The following is a 17683-nucleotide window of genomic DNA, read 5'->3' on the forward strand; positions in this document are numbered from 1 at the left end:
CTCCCCGGACCCCCAGTCAGACCCGAAGACACGACCCTGAAAGAGGGATTGACGACAAGTGCTCGACGTCAACTTCTTCGACGAGCTGCGGATCGGCCTCGCCACCGCTGACGACATCCGTCAGTGGTCCCACGGTGAGGTCAAGAAGCCGGAAACCATCAACTACCGCACCCTGAAGCCCGAAAAGGACGGACTCTTCTGCGAGAAGATCTTCGGTCCGACCCGGGACTGGGAGTGCTACTGCGGGAAGTACAAGCGCGTCCGCTTCAAGGGCATCATCTGTGAGCGCTGCGGTGTCGAGGTCACCCGCGCCAAGGTCCGCCGCGAGCGGATGGGCCACATCGAGCTGGCCGCCCCCGTCACCCACATCTGGTACTTCAAGGGCGTGCCCAGCCGTCTGGGCTACCTGCTCGACCTGGCCCCGAAGGACCTCGAGAAGGTCATCTACTTCGCCGCCTACATGATCACGTGGGTGGACGAGGAGCGCCGCACGCGCGACCTGCCCTCGCTGGAGGCCCATGTCTCCGTCGAGCGCCAGCAGATCGAGCAGCGCCGCGACGCCGACCTGGAGGCCCGCGCCAAGAAGCTGGAGGCGGACCTCGCCGAGCTCGAGGCCGAGGGCGCCAAGGCCGATGTGCGCCGCAAGGTGCGCGAGGGCGCCGAGCGCGAGATGAAGCAGCTGCGCGACCGCGCCCAGCGCGAGATCGACCGTCTCGACGAGGTGTGGAACCGCTTCAAGAACCTCAAGGTCCAGGACCTCGAGGGCGACGAGCTGCTCTACCGCGAGCTGCGTGACCGCTTCGGCACGTACTTCATGGGCGGTATGGGCGCCGCTGCCCTGCAGAAGCGCCTGGAGTCCTTCGACCTCGACGAGGAGGCCGAGAAGCTCCGCGAGATCATCCGGACCGGCAAGGGCCAGAAGAAGACCCGTGCGCTCAAGCGCCTCAAGGTCGTCTCCGCCTTCCTGCAGACCCGCAACAGCCCCAACGGCATGGTGCTGGACTGCATCCCGGTGATCCCGCCGGACCTGCGTCCGATGGTGCAGCTGGACGGTGGCCGCTTCGCGACCTCCGACCTGAACGACCTGTACCGCCGTGTGATCAACCGGAACAACCGCCTCAAGCGTCTGCTCGACCTCGGTGCCCCCGAGATCATCGTGAACAACGAGAAGCGGATGCTCCAGGAGGCCGTCGACGCGCTGTTCGACAACGGCCGCCGCGGTCGCCCGGTGACCGGTCCCGGTAACCGTCCGCTGAAGTCCCTCAGCGACATGCTGAAGGGCAAGCAGGGCCGGTTCCGTCAGAACCTGCTCGGCAAGCGCGTCGACTACTCGGCCCGTTCGGTCATCGTCGTCGGCCCGCAGCTCAAGCTGCACCAGTGCGGTCTGCCCAAGGCCATGGCGCTGGAGCTGTTCAAGCCGTTCGTGATGAAGCGCCTGGTGGACCTGAACCACGCGCAGAACATCAAGTCGGCCAAGCGCATGGTCGAGCGCGGCCGCACGGTCGTGTACGACGTGCTCGAAGAGGTCATCGCCGAGCACCCGGTGCTGCTGAACCGTGCGCCGACCCTGCACCGCCTCGGCATCCAGGCCTTCGAGCCGCAGCTGGTCGAGGGCAAGGCCATTCAGATCCACCCGCTCGTCTGCACCGCGTTCAACGCGGACTTCGACGGTGACCAGATGGCCGTGCACCTGCCGCTGTCCGCGGAGGCGCAGGCCGAGGCCCGCATCCTGATGCTGTCCTCGAACAACATCCTCAAGCCGGCCGACGGCCGTCCGGTGACCATGCCCACCCAGGACATGGTGCTGGGCCTGTTCTTCCTCACCACCGACGAGGAGGAGCGCGAGGTCCGCGGGGAGGGCCGGTCCTTCGGCTCGGTCGCCGAGGCGATCATGGCGTTCGACGCCCGGGAGCTCTCGCTCCAGGCGAAGATCGACATCCGCTTCCCCGTGGGCACGGTGCCGCCCCGCAGCTGGACCCCGCCGGTGCCGGAGGAGGGCGAGCCGGCCTGGCAGCCGGGCGACAGCTTCCGGCTGCGCACCACGCTGGGCCGGGCGCTCTTCAACGAGCTGCTGCCCGAGGACTACCCGTTCGTCGACTACTCGGTGGGCAAGAAGCAGCTCTCCGAGATCGTCAACGACCTCGCCGAGCGCTACCCCAAGGTCATCGTCGCGGCGACGCTGGACAACCTGAAGGCGGCCGGTTTCCACTGGGCCACCCGCTCCGGTGTCACCGTCGCCATCTCCGACGTGGTCGTGCCCGAGGCCAAGAAGGCCATCATCGAGGGCTACGAGGCGCAGGACGAGAAGGTCCAGAAGCAGTACGAGCGCGGTCTGATCACCAAGGACGAGCGCACCCAGGAGCTGATCGCGATCTGGACCAAGGCGACCAACGAGGTCGCCGAGGCGATGAACGCGAACTTCCCGAAGACCAACCCGATCTTCATGATGGTCGACTCGGGTGCGCGCGGAAACATGATGCAGATGCGTCAGATCGCCGGTATGCGTGGTCTGGTGTCCAACGCGAAGAACGAGACCATCCCGCGGCCCATCAAGGCGTCGTTCCGTGAGGGTCTGTCCGTGCTGGAGTACTTCATCTCCACCCACGGTGCCCGTAAGGGTCTCGCCGACACCGCGCTGCGGACCGCCGACTCCGGTTACCTGACCCGTCGTCTGGTGGACGTCTCCCAGGACGTGATCATCCGCGAGGAGGACTGCGGCACCGACCGCGGCCTCAAGCTGCAGATCGCGGCCAAGGGCGCGGACGGCGTGCTGCGCAAGGCGGACGACGTCGAGACCAGCGTGTACGCGCGCTGCCTCGCCGAGGACATCGTCGTCGACGGGAAGGTCCTGGCCCCGGCCGGCACCGACCTGGGCGATGTGCTCATCGACGAGCTGGTCCGCCACGGCGTGGAGACGGTCAAGACCCGCTCGGTGCTCACCTGCGAGTCCGCCGTCGGCACCTGCGCCATGTGCTACGGCCGTTCGCTGGCGACCGGCAAGCTGGTGGACATCGGCGAGGCGGTCGGCATCATCGCCGCCCAGTCCATCGGTGAGCCCGGCACCCAGCTGACGATGCGTACCTTCCACACCGGTGGTGTGGCGGGTGAGGACATCACCCAGGGTCTGCCGCGTGTCGTCGAGCTCTTCGAGGCCCGTACGCCCAAGGGCGTCGCGCCGATCTCGGAGGCGGCCGGCCGGGTCCGGATCGAGGAGACCGAGAAGACCAAGAAGATCGTCGTCACCCCGGACGACGGCTCCGACGAGACGTCGTACGGCGTCTCCAAGCGTGCCCGTCTGCTGGTGGGCGAGGGCGACCACGTCGAGGTCGGCCAGCCGCTGACCGTGGGTGCCGTCAACCCGCACGACGTGCTGCGCATCCTCGGCCAGCGCGCCGTCCAGGTGCACCTGGTGGGCGAGGTCCAGAAGGTCTACAACTCGCAGGGTGTGTCGATCCACGACAAGCACATCGAGATCATCATCCGGCAGATGCTGCGCCGTGTGACGATCATCGAGTCCGGCGACGCCGAGCTGCTGCCGGGCGAGCTGGTGGAGCGCTCGCGCTTCGAGTCCGAGAACCGCCGTGTGGTCCAGGAGGGCGGCCACCCCGCCTCCGGCCGTCCGCAGCTGATGGGTATCACCAAGGCTTCGCTGGCGACCGAGTCCTGGCTGTCGGCGGCGTCCTTCCAGGAGACGACCCGGGTGCTCACCGACGCGGCGATCAACGCCAAGTCGGACTCCCTGATCGGCCTCAAGGAGAACGTGATCATCGGTAAGCTCATCCCGGCCGGTACGGGCCTGTCCCGCTACCGCAACATCCGGGTCGAGCCGACCGAGGAGGCGAAGGCCGCGATGTACTCGGCCGTCGGCTACGACGACATCGACTACTCGCCCTTCGGCACGGGCTCCGGCCAGGCCGTTCCGCTGGAGGACTACGACTACGGTCCGTACAACCAGTAAGGCCGGTATCGACCAGGCACCGCTCACCGGGCGGTCACCCCTCGCGGGGTGGCCGCCCGGCGGCGTGTGCGGGGGTGTCGGGGGTGTCGGGGCCGGCGGGGGTGTCGCCGGCCAGCAGCACCCGGCCCCGCAGGTAGTGCTCGGCCTGGTAGGCGGAGTCGCTCAGCCTGCGTTGTTCGCGGTGGGGGCGGCGTTGTTCCGGTTGGTGGAGTCGTGGGGTGTGGTGCCGGATGTGGTGTTGGGTCATTCGGTGGGTGAGCTGGCGGCGGCGCATGTGGCGGGGGTGTTGTCGCTGGGGGATGGGTGTCGGTAGGTGGAGGCGCCGCTTCCCGCAGCACCGGCACCGTCCAGGGCGCGTCGGTCTGGTCGCAGGTGATCAGGTGGGCGGCGACGGTCGTCGCCTGGGCGCCCTCCTGGTACAGCAGCCCGGCGGCCCGGCGGTGCAGCCGGGTGCGGTCCTTCCCGGCGATGTTGTCGAGCACGGCGGCGCGGGCGGCCGGATGCCGGAAGTGGCCGTCCGCCAGCAGCCCGGCCATGGTCAGCACCTCCACGACGTGGTCGGCCTGGGGCGGTTCGATGTCCAGGAGGCGGGCCAGCAGCGCGGGGGTTCCGGCGTCGCCGAGTACCGTGAGCCCCTGGGCGCCTTCCAGCACATCGGGTCCGCAGCGGTGGACGCAGACCAGCACGGCCTCGCGGAAGGCGTCGGCGACGACGGGCCCGGCCGGGGCCTTGGCGGAGATCCGCCCGGCGACCCTCGCATGGTCCTCCAGCAGCGCCCGGATCAGCAGCGGATTGCCCCCGCTGATCGCCGCGCAGGCGGTATGCGGCGGGCTGGACGGCCAGGTGTCCGCGTGGTCCGCGAGCAGTTCGGCGACACCGGCGGGGGACAGCGGGCCCAGCCGGATGCGGCGGCAGTGCGAGTGGCTGAGCAGTTCGGCGCGGAAGGAGTCGAGCGCGGGCTCCAGCACCGCCCACTCGTTGAGCACGAGGAGGATCGGCTTCGCCGCGAGGCGTCTGGTCAGGGAGGAGAGGAATTGCAGGGACAGTCGGTCGGCGTACTGGACGTCGTCGATCCCCACGACGAGGGGGCCCTGGGCGGCCAGGTCCAGGAGCAGGGTGCAGAACTCGTGAATGACGCGGGCGTGCTGCTGCTCAAGGGTTTCCGTTCCTTGACCGGGCCGTTCCGTCACACATCCCGGGCGAAGACGTTCATCAGGCTGGTCTTTCCACAGGCCACTGCCCCCGTCACCAGGGCGACCCCTCCTTCGCCTGCCAGGCAGGTCGACAGCATGGATCGCAGCTGAGTGAGTTCGCCCATCCGTTCGGCCAGCTCCACAAATCCCCCTTTGCGAGTCACGGTCGTCGCGGTGAATGGCATGCGCGATTGCACTGCGTGCATCACAGTCGATGGTGTGGCCTGGTCGCAGAACGGTCGAGCTCAAAAAGAGCGCCTTACTGATCCATTACTAATTCCGATGCCACTGTGTGCCGCCATCTCACCATTTATGTCGGGGCGGCGTGGACATGTCGTGCGGAAAACATGACGTTCCTCGCACTGGCGTCCTGAAGTGGGCATTGGAGCTGGGCCGGGTTCGCTGGGGAGTCCAGGTTGACCTGCGGCGACGCCATCAGGTTGGGGCCCGGGGCGGTCGCTGTCAACACCGGACGGCCCATCGACTGGAGTCCCAGGGGTTGGTCTAGGGGTTTACCGGGCGAATTACATCCGTAGGATGGGCAAATGCCTGGTGGCGCGCGCCTCGGGAATTACGCAGGGGGCGCTTTTCGAACCCTGGAGCGGGAGAGTCGATGCTGTTCTACACCGGTCATTTCGGTTCGTTCGACGGGAACGGTCGGCAGGATATTCTCGTCCGGCATGGGGGCGAATTATTCGTCTACCCGGGATCCGGTGCGCTGAATGGTTTGAAAACGTACGGTGAATTCGTGAAGATCGGCACCGACATTCAGCCCGACCACTATCTCTGGGTGGGTGCCGGTGACCTCACTGGACACCCTGGCGGAACCGGTCCACATCGGCGGGAAGCTGCCGGAGGTCGCCTACGACACGATCGCCCTCGCCGATATGAACCCCGACGGAAAAACCGACATCAACGGCGACGGCCGGCCGGACCTGCTCGGACTGCGGCAGGACGGCACCCTGGTGGCCCACGCCCACAGCGGCGCCTTCGACCCGGAGAACCCCACCGCCGTCCTCCGGGAGCCGGTGGTGGTGGCGAAGGGCCGGCACGGCGAAGGGCCGGCACGACGTGACCGCCATCAGCTGACCCCGCCATCAGCCGACCCCGCGATCAGCTCAGGGGAGACGACACCGCCCGGTGTCGTCTCCCCTTCTGTGTCCCCGTACGCGTCCCTTCTTCGTCCGTGTGGGCCCCATAGCATTTGTTTTGACCGGAGTCCATGCGGTAGGTAAGCTCACACCTCGTGCCTGGGGTGTGCCCGGGTCCTGGTGTATGCGCTCTCCGGACGGCTTCGGCCGGGGGTGCCACAGCTCGGGATGCCGAGGCGAGACGCCGACTCATACGCACTTTCCGTCTCGCGGAGGTTGTATGGGGTCTGCGACACACCCGACCGCGTGGGTCGGAGAAATCCCAGGTTAGCTTTACCGAGACTGGCACACAGAAACCGGAGAAACGGTGCCTACGATCCAGCAGCTGGTCCGCAAGGGCCGCCAGGACAAGGTCGAGAAGAACAAGACCCCCGCCCTCGCGGGGTCGCCGCAGCGCCGTGGCACATGCACCCGCGTGTTCACCACGACGCCGAAGAAGCCGAACTCGGCGCTCCGCAAGGTCGCGCGTGTCCGGCTGAGCAGTGGGATCGAGGTCACCGCCTACGTCCCGGGTGAGGGGCACAACCTGCAGGAGCACTCCATCGTGCTCGTGCGTGGCGGTCGTGTGAAGGACCTGCCGGGTGTTCGCTACAAGATCATCCGCGGCTCCCTCGACACGCAGGGCGTCAAGAACCGCAAGCAGGCTCGCAGCCGCTACGGCGCCAAGAAGGAGAAGTAAGAATGCCTCGTAAGGGCCCCGCCCCGAAGCGCCCGGTCATCATCGACCCGGTCTACAACTCTCCTCTGGTGACCTCCCTCATCAACAAGGTGCTGCTGAACGGCAAGCGCTCCACCGCCGAGCGCATCGTGTACGGCGCCATGGAGGGCCTGCGGGAGAAGACCGGCAACGACCCGGTCATCACCCTCAAGCGCGCGCTGGAGAACGTGAAGCCGACCCTCGAGGTCCGCTCCCGCCGTGTCGGTGGCGCCACCTACCAGGTGCCGGTCGAGGTCCGCCCCGGCCGTTCCTCCACCCTCGCCCTGCGCTGGCTCGTGGGCTACTCGCGCGCCCGTCGTGAGAAGACCATGACCGAGCGGCTCATGAACGAGCTGCTGGACGCCAGCAATGGTCTGGGCGCCTCCGTCAAGCGGCGTGAGGACACCCACAAGATGGCCGAGTCCAACAAGGCCTTCGCGCACTACCGCTGGTAGTCGCTACCCCATCGAGAACCGAGAGAAGACTGAGCCATATGGCCACCACTTCGCTTGACCTGGCCAAGGTCCGCAACATTGGGATCATGGCCCACATCGACGCGGGCAAGACGACCACCACCGAGCGGATCCTGTTCTACACCGGTGTGAGCTACAAGATCGGTGAAGTCCACGACGGCGCTGCCACCATGGACTGGATGGAGCAGGAGCAGGAGCGCGGCATCACGATCACGTCGGCCGCGACGACCTGTCACTGGCCGCTTGAGAACGTCGATCACACCATCAACATCATCGACACCCCGGGCCACGTCGACTTCACGGTCGAGGTGGAGCGTTCGCTGCGCGTCCTCGACGGTGCCGTCACGGTGTTCGATGGCGTCGCCGGTGTGGAGCCGCAGTCCGAGACGGTGTGGCGTCAGGCGGACCGCTACGGCGTTCCGCGTATCTGCTTCGTGAACAAGCTCGACCGCACCGGTGCGGAGTTCCACCGCTGCGTCGACATGATCGTGGACCGCCTGGGCGCGACTCCGCTGGTCATGCAGCTGCCGATCGGTACCGAGGCCGACTTCAAGGGCGTGGTCGACCTCGTCCGGATGAAGGCGCTGGTCTGGTCCGCCGAGGCGACCAAGGGTGAGATGTACGACACCGTCGACATCCCGGACACCCACAAGGAAGCCGCCGACGAGTGGCGCGGCAAGCTGCTCGAGGCCGTCGCCGAGAACGACGAAGAGATGATGGAGCTGTACCTCGAGGGCGAGGAGCCCTCCGAGGAGCAGCTGTACGCGGCGATCCGCCGGATCACCATCGCCTCCGGCAAGGGCGGCGGCACCACCGTCACCCCCGTGTTCTGCGGCACCGCGTTCAAGAACAAGGGCGTTCAGCCCCTGCTCGACGCGGTCGTCCGGTACCTGCCGTCGCCGATCGACATCGAGGCGATCGAGGGCCACGCGGTCAGCGACCCCGACGAGGTCGTGAAGCGCAAGCCGTCCGAGGACGAGCCGCTGTCGGTGCTGGCGTTCAAGATCGCGAGCGACCCGCACCTCGGCAAGCTGACCTTCATCCGGGTGTACTCGGGCCGCCTCGAGGCCGGCTCGCAGGTGCTGAACTCGGTGAAGGGCAAGAAGGAGCGCATCGGCAAGATCTACCGGATGCACGCCAACAAGCGTGAGGAGATCGACTCGGTGGGTGCCGGCGACATCGTCGCCGTCATGGGTCTGAAGCAGACCACCACCGGTGAGACCCTCTGCGACGCGGCGCACCCGGTGATCCTTGAGTCGATGGACTTCCCGGCCCCGGTCATCGAGGTGGCCATCGAGCCCAAGTCCAAGGGCGACCAGGAGAAGCTGGCCGTCGCGATCCAGCGGCTTGCCGAGGAGGACCCGTCCTTCCGCGTCAAGACCGACGAGGAGACCGGCCAGACCATCATCTCCGGCATGGGTGAGCTCCACCTCGACGTGCTGGTCGACCGCATGAAGCGCGAGTTCAAGGTCGAGGCCAACGTCGGCAAGCCGCAGGTGGCCTACCGTGAGACGCTGCGCAAGCCGGTCGAGCGGTACGACTACACGCACAAGAAGCAGACTGGTGGTTCCGGCCAGTTCGCGAAGGTGCAGATCGCGCTGGAGCCGCTCGAGGGCGACGGCTACGAGTTCGAGAACAAGGTCACCGGTGGCCGCATCCCGCGGGAGTACATCCCGTCCGTGGACGCGGGCTGCCAGGAGGCCATGGAGTTCGGCGTGCTCGCGGGCTACCCGCTGACCGGTGTGAAGGTCACCCTGCTCGACGGTGGCTACCACGAGGTCGACTCGTCCGAGATGGCGTTCAAGATCGCCGGTTCGATGGCCTTCAAGGAGGCCGCCCGCAAGGCCAGCCCGGCCCTGCTCGAGCCGATGATGAAGGTCGAGGTCACCACGCCCGAGGACTACATGGGCGATGTGATCGGCGACATCAACTCCCGTCGCGGGCAGATCCAGTCCATGGAGGACCGGAGCGGCGCCAAGCTGGTCACCGGCCTGGTTCCGCTGTCGGAGATGTTCGGCTACGTGGGCGACCTGCGCAGCAAGACGTCCGGCCGCGCCAGCTACTCCATGCAGTTCGACTCCTACGCCGAGGTTCCGCGGAACGTCGCCGAGGAGATCATCGCGAAGGCCAAGGGCGAGTAAGGCGGGTTCATCCGCATTCCTCACCCTTTAGGCTGGAAGCACAAGGCATCGGGGCTCTCATCGTGGAGCGCGGTCACCGCGTTCCACGACGGCCCCGGGCGCCGGCCCCCCATACGAATACGGCGAAGGGCATCCCCCTCGGGGTCCTGGCCGGTTCGGTAAGACCACCTGAACCCATCCGCAAAGCGTGGATGCGTACAGAACCACTCCACAGGAGGACCCCAGTGGCGAAGGCGAAGTTCGAGCGGACTAAGCCGCACGTCAACATCGGCACCATCGGTCACATCGACCACGGTAAGACCACGCTTACCGCTGCGATCACCAAGGTGCTGCACGACGCGTACCCGGACCTGAACGAGGCCTCGGCCTTCGACCAGATCGACAAGGCTCCTGAGGAGCGCCAGCGCGGTATCACCATCTCCATCGCGCACGTCGAGTACCAGACCGAGTCGCGTCACTACGCGCACGTCGACTGCCCCGGTCACGCGGACTACATCAAGAACATGATCACCGGTGCCGCGCAGATGGACGGCGCCATCCTGGTGGTCGCCGCCACCGACGGCCCGATGCCGCAGACCAAGGAGCACGTGCTTCTCGCTCGCCAGGTCGGCGTGCCGTACATCGTTGTCGCCCTGAACAAGGCCGACATGGTGGACGACGAGGAGATCCTGGAGCTCGTCGAGCTCGAGGTCCGTGAGCTGCTCTCCGAGTACGAGTTCCCGGGCGACGAGGTTCCGGTCGTCAAGGTCTCGGCGCTCAAGGCGCTCGAGGGCGACGCCGAGTGGGGCAAGTCCGTCCTCGACCTGATGAAGGCCGTCGACGAGTCGATCCCGCAGCCGGAGCGCGACGTCGACAAGCCGTTCCTGATGCCGATCGAGGACGTCTTCACCATCACCGGTCGCGGTACGGTCGTCACCGGCCGTATCGAGCGCGGTGTGCTGAAGGTCAACGAGAACGTCGACATCATCGGCATCAAGCAGGAGAAGACCTCGACCACCGTCACCGGTATCGAGATGTTCCGCAAGCTGCTCGACGAGGGCCAGGCCGGTGAGAACGTCGGTCTGCTGCTCCGCGGCATCAAGCGCGAGGACGTCGAGCGCGGCCAGGTCATCATCAAGCCGGGCTCGGTCACCCCGCACACCGAGTTCGAGGCCCAGGCGTACATCCTGTCCAAGGACGAGGGTGGCCGCCACACGCCGTTCTTCAACAACTACCGTCCGCAGTTCTACTTCCGTACCACGGACGTGACGGGCGTTGTGACCCTCCCCGAGGGCACCGAGATGGTCATGCCGGGCGACAACACCGAGATGTCCGTCCAGCTGATCCAGCCGGTCGCCATGGAGGAGGGCCTGAAGTTCGCCATCCGTGAGGGTGGCCGGACCGTCGGCGCCGGCCAGGTCACCAAGATCGTCAAGTGACCTGACGCTCCCCGGAGCTCGTAAAGAGCCCCATTCGCCTCTGGCGAGTGGGGCTCTTTCGTATGTGGGTACCCGGCCGTCCACATCGAAGCCGCGTTCGACTTCGGGAGCGAACAGATGATGACCAATGGCAAGATCGCGGTCGCGATCACGGGAGGCTATCTCCTTGGACGCACGAAGAAGGCCAAACTCGCCGTGGGGCTGGGCATGTTGCTGGCCGGGAAGAAGATCGCGCTGGATCCGCAGCAGCTGAAGAAGGCCCTCGCCGAGACGCCGCTGCTGAGCGGCCTCAACGGACAGGTGCGCAAGGAGCTCGCCGACGCCACGCGGCAGGCCGCGACGAAGGCCGTGTCCGACCGGGTGAACGGCCTCGCCGATGCGCTGCACGAGCGCACGGCGGCGCTGCGCGGCGGAGGCGCGGAGGAGCGGGGCGAGGACGAGGAGCCCGCCGAGGAGGAGGGCGCCGAGGGGACGGAGGGTGGTCCCAAGGAGGAGGGACCCGAGGACGAGCGGGGTGCTGAGGACGAGCGGGGTGCCGAGGGGGCGGAAGCCGACGCGGAATCCGAACCCGAGCCGAAACCCAAGCCGCCGAAGCCTCCCCGCAAGGCGGCGGCCAAGGCCCCGGCCCGTCCGGCGAAGAAGACCGCCGCGTCCGGTGCGAGCAGGGCGAAGAAGACCGCGAAGACCGCGAAGACCGCCAAGAGAGCGAAGAGCGCGAAGACAGCGAAGACGGCCAAGGCCGCGAAGACCGCCGGGGGCCGCAATGGCTGACACCCTGGGCAAGCTCAAGGACGACCTCGTCAAGAACCCGGCCACCGACCGTCTCAAGGACGAGCTGCGCGACTACGTCCAAGCGCGGGCGACGCAGGCGATCTCCGGTCTCGGCACCGGCCTCGCCAAGGGCGCGCAGTCCCTCGCCGAGGGCAAGCCCCCGGGGCAGGCCCTGGTGAAGACCGGCTCGTCCCACCTGAAGGAGTCGCTGAAGGAGTCCCTGAAGGGTTCGCTGAAGGAGAAGGTCAAAGGGGTGTTCGGCAAGGGCCGGAACAGGAGCGGAGGCGGCAAGTCCAAGAGCGTGACGATCGTCGAGGACATCGACGTCGGGGTGCCGGTCCGCGAGGCGTACGACCAGTGGACCCAGTTCCAGGAGTTCAGCACCTTCGCCAAGGGCGTCGTCAGCGTCGAGAAGGCCGACGACACCAGCAGCAACTGGAAGGTGAAGGTCGCCAAGTCCACCCGCAGCTGGCACGCGAACGTCACCGAGCAGGTGCCCGACCAGCGCATCAGCTGGACCACGGAAGGCGCGAAGGGCACCGTCAAAGGCGTCGTCACCTTTCACCCGCTCGGCGACAACCTCACCCGGGTGCTGCTGGTCCTGGAGTACTTCCCCAAGGGCCTCTTCGAGAAGACCGGCAACATCTGGCGCGCCCAGGGCCGCCGCGCACGGCTCGACCTGAAGCTCTACCGGAAGTTCATCATGATGCGCGGTGAGGCCACCGACGGCTGGCGCGGCGAGATCCAGGACGGCGAGGTCGTGGTGGACCACGAGACGGCCGTGGAGGAGGAAGAGCGCGACAAGGCCGAGGGAGACGCCGAGGGTGACGGCGCGCCGGAGGCGGAGTACGAGGAGGAGCCCGAAGACGCTGGTCCCGAGCCGGACGAGGAGGCGGGGGCCGAGGAGGACGGGGAGCCGGAGGCGGCCCGGGAGCCCGACGAGGAGGCCGAGGAGCCCGAGGCATACGAGGAGGAGCCCGAGGCGTACGCGTACGACGAGGATGAGGACGAGGGCGAGGACGAGGAGTTCGAGGAGGAGCCCGACGAGTCCGGGGAACCCCGCCCCCGGCAGCGCGCCGCCGCGGCCCGCGGCTGACCACCCACCGGCCCGCCCCCGACCGAGGCCGGAACATCCTGGGCCCCACCCGTACGAGAGACGGCGGGTGGGGCCCGGCCGCGTCGGGAGCGCAGACCGGACGCGCGCCGGATGAGCACCGGGGGCGGCGGAGCGGGGACGCGGGCCGGTGCCGGGCCGGGATGCCGCGGCACCGAAGGGCGCTCGAACCACGCTGGGAAGGGCCCTTCCCGGAGGTGGCCCGGGTCCCTGCCGGGCGGCGTCGGCGCGTGGACCGGGGAGCGGGCCGGGGGCGGAGCGGAGGCGGCACCGAGGTGCGCCTGAACCACGCCGGAAACGGCATCCCCCGGCGAGGCCCGGGTCCCCGCCGGGGACGGTCCCCGGCACCCGGGCCGGACGCGAATGCCGGGGACGACCCGAAGGCCGTGCCCCATGGCGCGGGCCAGGAGCCGTGCCCCATGGCGCGGGCCGGACGCGAATGCCGAGGACGCGATGCCGGGGACGCGGCCCGGGGGCCGTGCCCCCTTGGCGCGGGCCGGGAGCCGTGCCCCATGGCGCGGGTCGGACGCGAATGCCGGGGACGCGACCCGGGGGCCGTGCCCCATGGCGCGGGGCGGGAAGGCCGGGGTGTTACGCGCGTGACGTGGGACGGGGGCGCCAGATCCAGGGGGAGGCGTCCGGCGCGATGCCGACCACGTGGACGCGCTCGCGGCCGTCCGCCAGCAGTGCCGGGGCGCCGACCGGGATCAGGTGGCCGGGGGAGCGCAGCGGCCTGGCGCTCGGGCCGGTGCCGTACTGGACCTGCACCTCTCCGCCCAGGTCCCGGCCGAGCAGCAGCAGCGTCTTCGCCTCGGGGCGGCCGGACGGCTGGGCGACGGTGTGTGCGGCGATCGACCCGTAGCCCTCGAAATGCCGCACCGTGCGGGCGGTGTCGCCGTGGACGGTGGGCACCGTGGCCGCGGGGGTGCGGTAGACCAGCGCGAGCCCCCCGGCGGGGTCCACCGCGGCGCCCAGCGGATCGCCGCCGGGGCCCGGCAGACCGGCCGGTGGGAGCAGTGCGACCGGGCCGCCGGTCCGTTCCTGGGCCCAGTGGTGGACGGTGTCGCGGCCGGAGGCGAAAACATGGACCCGCCCCTCGGCGTCGAGCAGCGCGGTCAGCCCGTCCTGGATCTCGGCGCCGCCGAGCCGCTGCCAGGGACCCCAGCGGCCGTCGGCGTCCCGGACCCGGGTGGCGAGACCCTTGTCCGCGGTCCGTACGAACAGGTGGACCCGGCCGTCAGAGGTGGCCACCGCCGCCGGGCAGCCGACCCGGCGGCCGTGCTCGGTGCTGGTCTCGGGGGTGCCGAGTCCGGTCCAGGCGCGGAACGGGCCGTCCGGGCCGCGTTGTTCCAGCACCACGATCTCGCGCTGGTCGGCCAGGCCCTGCCCGGCCAGCGCCGCGAACCGCAGGGCGATCAGCACCTGCCGTCCCGCGCTGTCCCGCACCGCGGTGAGCGCCGGGGCGAGCGGTCCGCCGCCGAGCCCCAGCGGCGCCCCGAACCGTCCGCTGCCGGGCGCCGTCTCGCGCCACCGCACGGCCTGGGTGCCGAGCACCCCGTACGCCACGAGCCGGCCCTGGGCGTCGGTGGTGGGGGCGAGCGGGGTGGTGGGGTAGCGGTAGTGGGTGGAACGGATCCAGCCCTTGCGGTTCTGCAGCGGGCGCAGACCCCCCTGGCTGTAGTCGCCGCAGCCGGCCGGGTCGCCGCAGTCCCAGTCCGGGGCCCCGCCGTAGGACTTGATCGCCCGCGCCTTCTGGGCGAGCACGGCGGGCGGCAGATTGTGCGGCCAGCGCTGGTTGTAGTACCCGCGGAACGCGGTGGTGGTGAAGCGCGGGGCGCGCTTGTCCCGCCCGGTGGAGGCGGCCACCCACTGGGCGATCGCCTTCCAGGTGAACAGCGCGACCGGGGTGTGGTCGCGGTGGTCGGAACAGCCCGGCTGATCGTTGTCCTTGGGGTGCAGGGCGTCGTGCACCTGGAAGTCGGGGTCCGGGTCCAGGGTGTGGATCAGCGTGGGCCGGTAGCGGTCCATGATCTCGGCGAGCACGTCGACCAGCGTCTGATGGCCGTACGAACTCGGGTGCGCCACGGGGGAGCCGGTGGCCGGCAGGGTGCGCATCACCGTGCCCGGGGTGCTCCACAGCGCGGGGATCCGTACGCCGCCCTCCGACAGCATCGCGATGTTGAGGAAGATCAGCCGGACCCGGCGGGCGTTGCCCACCAGGGTGTTGGTCTCCGCCGTGACCCCGCCGGGCAGCCGCAGCACCGACCGCTGCCAGGGTGTGAACTGGTCCAGCCCCATCATCCGCGCGTACGCCTGCCGCAGCCCCTGATGGCGGGAGGCGGAGTACGCGGCCTTGTTCGGCCGTGGGATCGGCGTCCCCGGCGCGTGGTTGATCCCCACCGCCTCACCGGCCGTGACGTACACGCTCACCACCGGCACGCCGGAGCGCAGCACGTGCTCGGCGTCCGGGTTCATGAAGTACAGATCGTCGTCGGGGTGCGCCATGACCTGCAGCAGCAGCGCGTCCTTGGCGCCTACCGCCGAGGTGAAGGGCTCCGCCGCCCCGGGCGCGGTGGCCTGGGCGGGCGCGGCGGGCGCGGAGGCCGTGGTACGCGAGCGGCCGGCGCTGCACCCGGCGATCCCGGCGGCTCCCGCGGCGGTGAGTGCCGCCAGCGCGGCGAGCGTCTGCCGGCGGGTGGTCCGCCTTTCCGGCAGTGTCCATCGACTGTTCAATTCGGCGACCCTGTCACTTCGGCAGCGCGTAGTTTCCGGCTGCTCCATGTGAGAGGACGATCGGTGATCTTGACAGGTTGTCCCCTGGCCAGGAGGTCTCGGTCACAGATTGGGCACACCGCCGCCACGGGGCCACCGCATACCGCCGAGTGCCGGCCCTCGGCCCTCGGCCCTTCGGCCACGTCAGAGCGCTTTTCGGCGCGCCGACCTCCCCGGGCGCGCGGTCCGCCGCACCAGCACGCGCGCCGGCTACCGGTAGCGCGGCAGGTTCTCCGTCGAGATGGTCCACTCGCCGATCGTGACGTCCTCCCCGTAGACGAAGTCCTTCCGGGTCGCGTAGCGGGGGCCGTGCGGGGTGGAGTGGATGTCGGACAGTACGGCGCCCTCACCCGTACGGGGGTCGAAGATTGGTTCGGGCCGTGGCCGAACGGAACGGCGCCGCGGCCGGGGTGGGGCGCCGGGGCCGGGGCTGGTTGCCGGGCGCGGGTTTCGTTTCGCGCCTTCGGCGCAATTGAGCAGCGGGGCAGGGGCGGGGGCGCGGGCCGTGCCGCCGGCCGCCGGGTCGGTGGGAGCGGGCGCCGGCGGCGGCATCCGTGTTCGGGAGCCGGGCCGTCGCCGGGCCGCCGGACCCATTCCACCGGACCCATTCCAGGGGGGGTGGGAGTACCCCCCTGAATATTGATTGACCAATTAGTTGCGTTAGGTCAAGCGTTTTTTAGAGGGGTACCCGGAGGGGCCGCCCCTCGGACCCACCGGCCCGTACTCCGGATCGGACCGTATGTTCCCCCGTCGCCGAGCCGCCACGGCCTCAACACCCAACCGGCCCGGCAGCCGGCGGGTCCGCCCCGCCCCCATCCCCCCGACCCATGCTCAATTGCGCCGAAGGCGCGAGACGGCGCCGCGCCTCGGACTCAGCACAAAGGCCACCGTGGGCGATCTGCTGCTGGAGCTCTCCAGTCGCTTCGCCGCCCCGACGACGCCCCTCACGCCGACCTGACGCCCTGTCAGGCAGCGGTCGGCGCGAGGGCCCCTCCGGGTTCTCGGCAGTCCCGGCAGCGGCCGGGCTTCGGGGCACGGAAGGCCCGGTCACAGCCGTCACAGTTCTGGAGGGGGACGACCGCCGGGCGCGAGGTGGGCTGGGCGGCTGGGAGAGGCGGCGGCAGCAGCGCCGTGAGGCGGTGGGCGAGCAGGGCGGCCGGGTGACGCAGGTCGGGCGGGAGGCCCGCACTCAGTGCACGGCGTACGGCCTCGGGGGCGGCGCCGCGCTCCAGCCAGGTGGTGACGGCGGGGGCGAGACGGCGCACATCCCGCTCGGGCAGGAGTAAGCGGTCGTCGTCGCGGCGCAGCTCCGCGAGGAGCGATGTTGCGGCGCGGGCGGGGGTCGTCCCGGTGGGCACGGCGTCGACCTGGGTGGTCCGCGGGCGCGGCGGCACGGGAGGCGCCACCGGAACACGTGGCGGGGGCGGGACGGGCGGGGCGGGCGGTACGGGGGCGGAGCCGGTCCGGGACGGTGATGCCTGGCCGGGAGAGGTCCGGGGCGTGCGGCCGGAATCCGCCCGGGAGGGTGGTGCCTGGCCGGGATCGGCCACGGGCGGCGGTGCGGGCGGCCCGGCCGCCTCGCGCAGCCGGGGCTCCCCGGCGCGGCGGCGGGCGCGGGTGGCCCCGGGGTCGTTGTACGAGAACGTCCGGGTGACGATCCGTCCCTCGGGCGTACGCTCCCGGACCCGCTCGAGGTACCCGCACAGCTCCAGCTCCCGCAGCGCGGCGGCGATCCGGTCCCGCCCCTCCGGGAACCTTCCGGCCAGCGTCCTGATGTCCACCTGGGCGCCGTCGGGCAGCGACTGGATGTGCGCACCGAGCCCGATCGCGGTCAGGGAGAGCTCGCGGTGCTGGGTGAGGTGGTTGCCGATGATCGTGTACCGGGTGGGTTGGTGCTCACTCACATGAGTGAGTCCGCCGGCGGATCGGCGAACCAGGGAAAGAGCGCGCGGGGGCGCGCTAGGCTGCTGTTCAGCCATCGGGAAGCGCCTACTT

At 69.6% G+C, this 17683-nt stretch carries 11 protein-coding genes and 3 pseudogenes; 9 read left to right on the top strand and 5 right to left on the bottom strand.

What is annotated here, in order from left to right:
* The first annotated feature begins 58 nt into the window (after positions 1 to 58).
* Positions 59 to 3958, top strand: a complete 3900-nt coding sequence (locus AXW62_RS16245) for a DNA-directed RNA polymerase subunit beta' (protein WP_030835063.1) — start codon at positions 59 to 61, stop codon at positions 3956 to 3958.
* 154 nt (positions 3959 to 4112) lie between these two features.
* Positions 4113 to 4265, top strand: a pseudogene (locus tag AXW62_RS45820) (acyltransferase domain-containing protein); the annotation flags it as partial.
* A gap of 736 nt (positions 4266 to 5001) precedes the next feature.
* Here the strand turns inward: AXW62_RS45820 and AXW62_RS47135 are convergent.
* Positions 5002 to 5148 (bottom strand): annotated as a pseudogene (locus AXW62_RS47135) (hypothetical protein); the annotation flags it as partial.
* A complete protein-coding gene (locus tag AXW62_RS47140) occupies positions 5145 to 5357 on the bottom strand; it encodes a P-loop NTPase family protein (RefSeq protein WP_169808141.1) in 213 nt (70 codons plus the stop codon). The gene AXW62_RS47140 and the pseudogene AXW62_RS47135, both read right to left, overlap by 4 nt.
* 588 nt (positions 5358 to 5945) lie before the next feature.
* On the opposite strand from AXW62_RS47140, the gene AXW62_RS43965 reads away from it, so the two are divergent.
* The 7 genes from AXW62_RS43965 to AXW62_RS16290 all read left to right on the top strand — a co-directional run bounded on the left by AXW62_RS43965 (position 5946) and on the right by AXW62_RS16290 (position 12898).
* Complete coding sequence (locus AXW62_RS43965) at positions 5946 to 6386, top strand: hypothetical protein (RefSeq protein WP_159060888.1); 441 nt, start codon at positions 5946 to 5948, stop codon at positions 6384 to 6386.
* Positions 6387 to 6609: 223 nt separating this feature from the next.
* Positions 6610 to 6981, top strand: coding sequence for a 30S ribosomal protein S12 (rpsL, locus tag AXW62_RS16265; protein WP_014054153.1), 372 nt, complete (start codon positions 6610 to 6612; stop codon positions 6979 to 6981).
* A 2-nt stretch (positions 6982 to 6983) separates the two neighbouring features.
* Positions 6984 to 7454: a 30S ribosomal protein S7 gene (gene rpsG / locus AXW62_RS16270; protein ID WP_030835073.1), complete on the top strand. Its 471-nt coding sequence runs from the start codon at positions 6984 to 6986 to the stop codon at positions 7452 to 7454.
* A gap of 38 nt (positions 7455 to 7492) precedes the next feature.
* Positions 7493 to 9613 carry an elongation factor G gene (gene fusA / locus AXW62_RS16275; protein WP_060945186.1) on the top strand — a complete coding sequence of 707 codons (2121 nt, stop codon included), beginning with the start codon at positions 7493 to 7495 and terminating at the stop codon, positions 9611 to 9613.
* Between the two features lie 224 nt (positions 9614 to 9837).
* Positions 9838 to 11031, top strand: coding sequence for an elongation factor Tu (gene tuf / locus AXW62_RS16280; protein WP_030835078.1), 1194 nt, complete (start codon positions 9838 to 9840; stop codon positions 11029 to 11031).
* A 120-nt stretch (positions 11032 to 11151) separates the two neighbouring features.
* Positions 11152 to 11802: a hypothetical protein gene (locus tag AXW62_RS16285; RefSeq protein WP_252368626.1), complete on the top strand. Its 651-nt coding sequence runs from the start codon at positions 11152 to 11154 to the stop codon at positions 11800 to 11802.
* On the top strand, positions 11795 to 12898 hold the full coding sequence (locus AXW62_RS16290; RefSeq protein WP_060945188.1) for an SRPBCC family protein: 1104 nt from the start codon (positions 11795 to 11797) through the stop codon (positions 12896 to 12898). The genes AXW62_RS16285 and AXW62_RS16290 overlap by 8 nt, the downstream gene beginning before the upstream one ends.
* Positions 12899 to 13507: 609 nt before the next feature.
* Here the strand turns inward: AXW62_RS16290 and AXW62_RS16295 are convergent.
* The 3 genes and pseudogenes from AXW62_RS16295 to AXW62_RS16305 all read right to left on the bottom strand — a co-directional run bounded on the left by AXW62_RS16295 (position 13508) and on the right by AXW62_RS16305 (position 17592).
* Positions 13508 to 15649, bottom strand: a complete 2142-nt coding sequence (locus AXW62_RS16295) for a PIG-L family deacetylase (protein ID WP_060945189.1) — start codon at positions 15647 to 15649, stop codon at positions 13508 to 13510.
* Between the two features lie 249 nt (positions 15650 to 15898).
* Positions 15899 to 16057, bottom strand: a pseudogene (locus tag AXW62_RS45105) (Uma2 family endonuclease); the annotation flags it as partial.
* A gap of 596 nt (positions 16058 to 16653) precedes the next feature.
* Complete coding sequence (locus tag AXW62_RS16305; RefSeq protein ID WP_389526791.1) at positions 16654 to 17592, bottom strand: helix-turn-helix domain-containing protein; 939 nt, start codon at positions 17590 to 17592, stop codon at positions 16654 to 16656.
* Positions 17593 to 17683: the final 91 nt, after the last annotated feature.

The sequence above is a fragment of the Streptomyces hygroscopicus subsp. hygroscopicus genome (genome assembly GCF_001553455.1).
Classification (GTDB): Bacteria; Actinomycetota; Actinomycetes; order Streptomycetales; family Streptomycetaceae; genus Streptomyces; species Streptomyces hygroscopicus.

Coding starts and splice junctions, on each gene's coding strand:
- rpsG (WP_030835073.1), top strand. CDS start 6,984: ATGCCTCGTAAGGGCCCCGCCCCGAAGCGCCCGGTCATCATCGACCCG.
- fusA (WP_060945186.1), top strand. CDS start 7,493: ATGGCCACCACTTCGCTTGACCTGGCCAAGGTCCGCAACATTGGGATC.
- AXW62_RS16285 (WP_252368626.1), top strand. CDS start 11,152: ATGACCAATGGCAAGATCGCGGTCGCGATCACGGGAGGCTATCTCCTT.
- AXW62_RS47140 (WP_169808141.1), bottom strand. CDS start 5,357: ATGCACGCAGTGCAATCGCGCATGCCATTCACCGCGACGACCGTGACT.
- AXW62_RS16290 (WP_060945188.1), top strand. CDS start 11,795: ATGGCTGACACCCTGGGCAAGCTCAAGGACGACCTCGTCAAGAACCCG.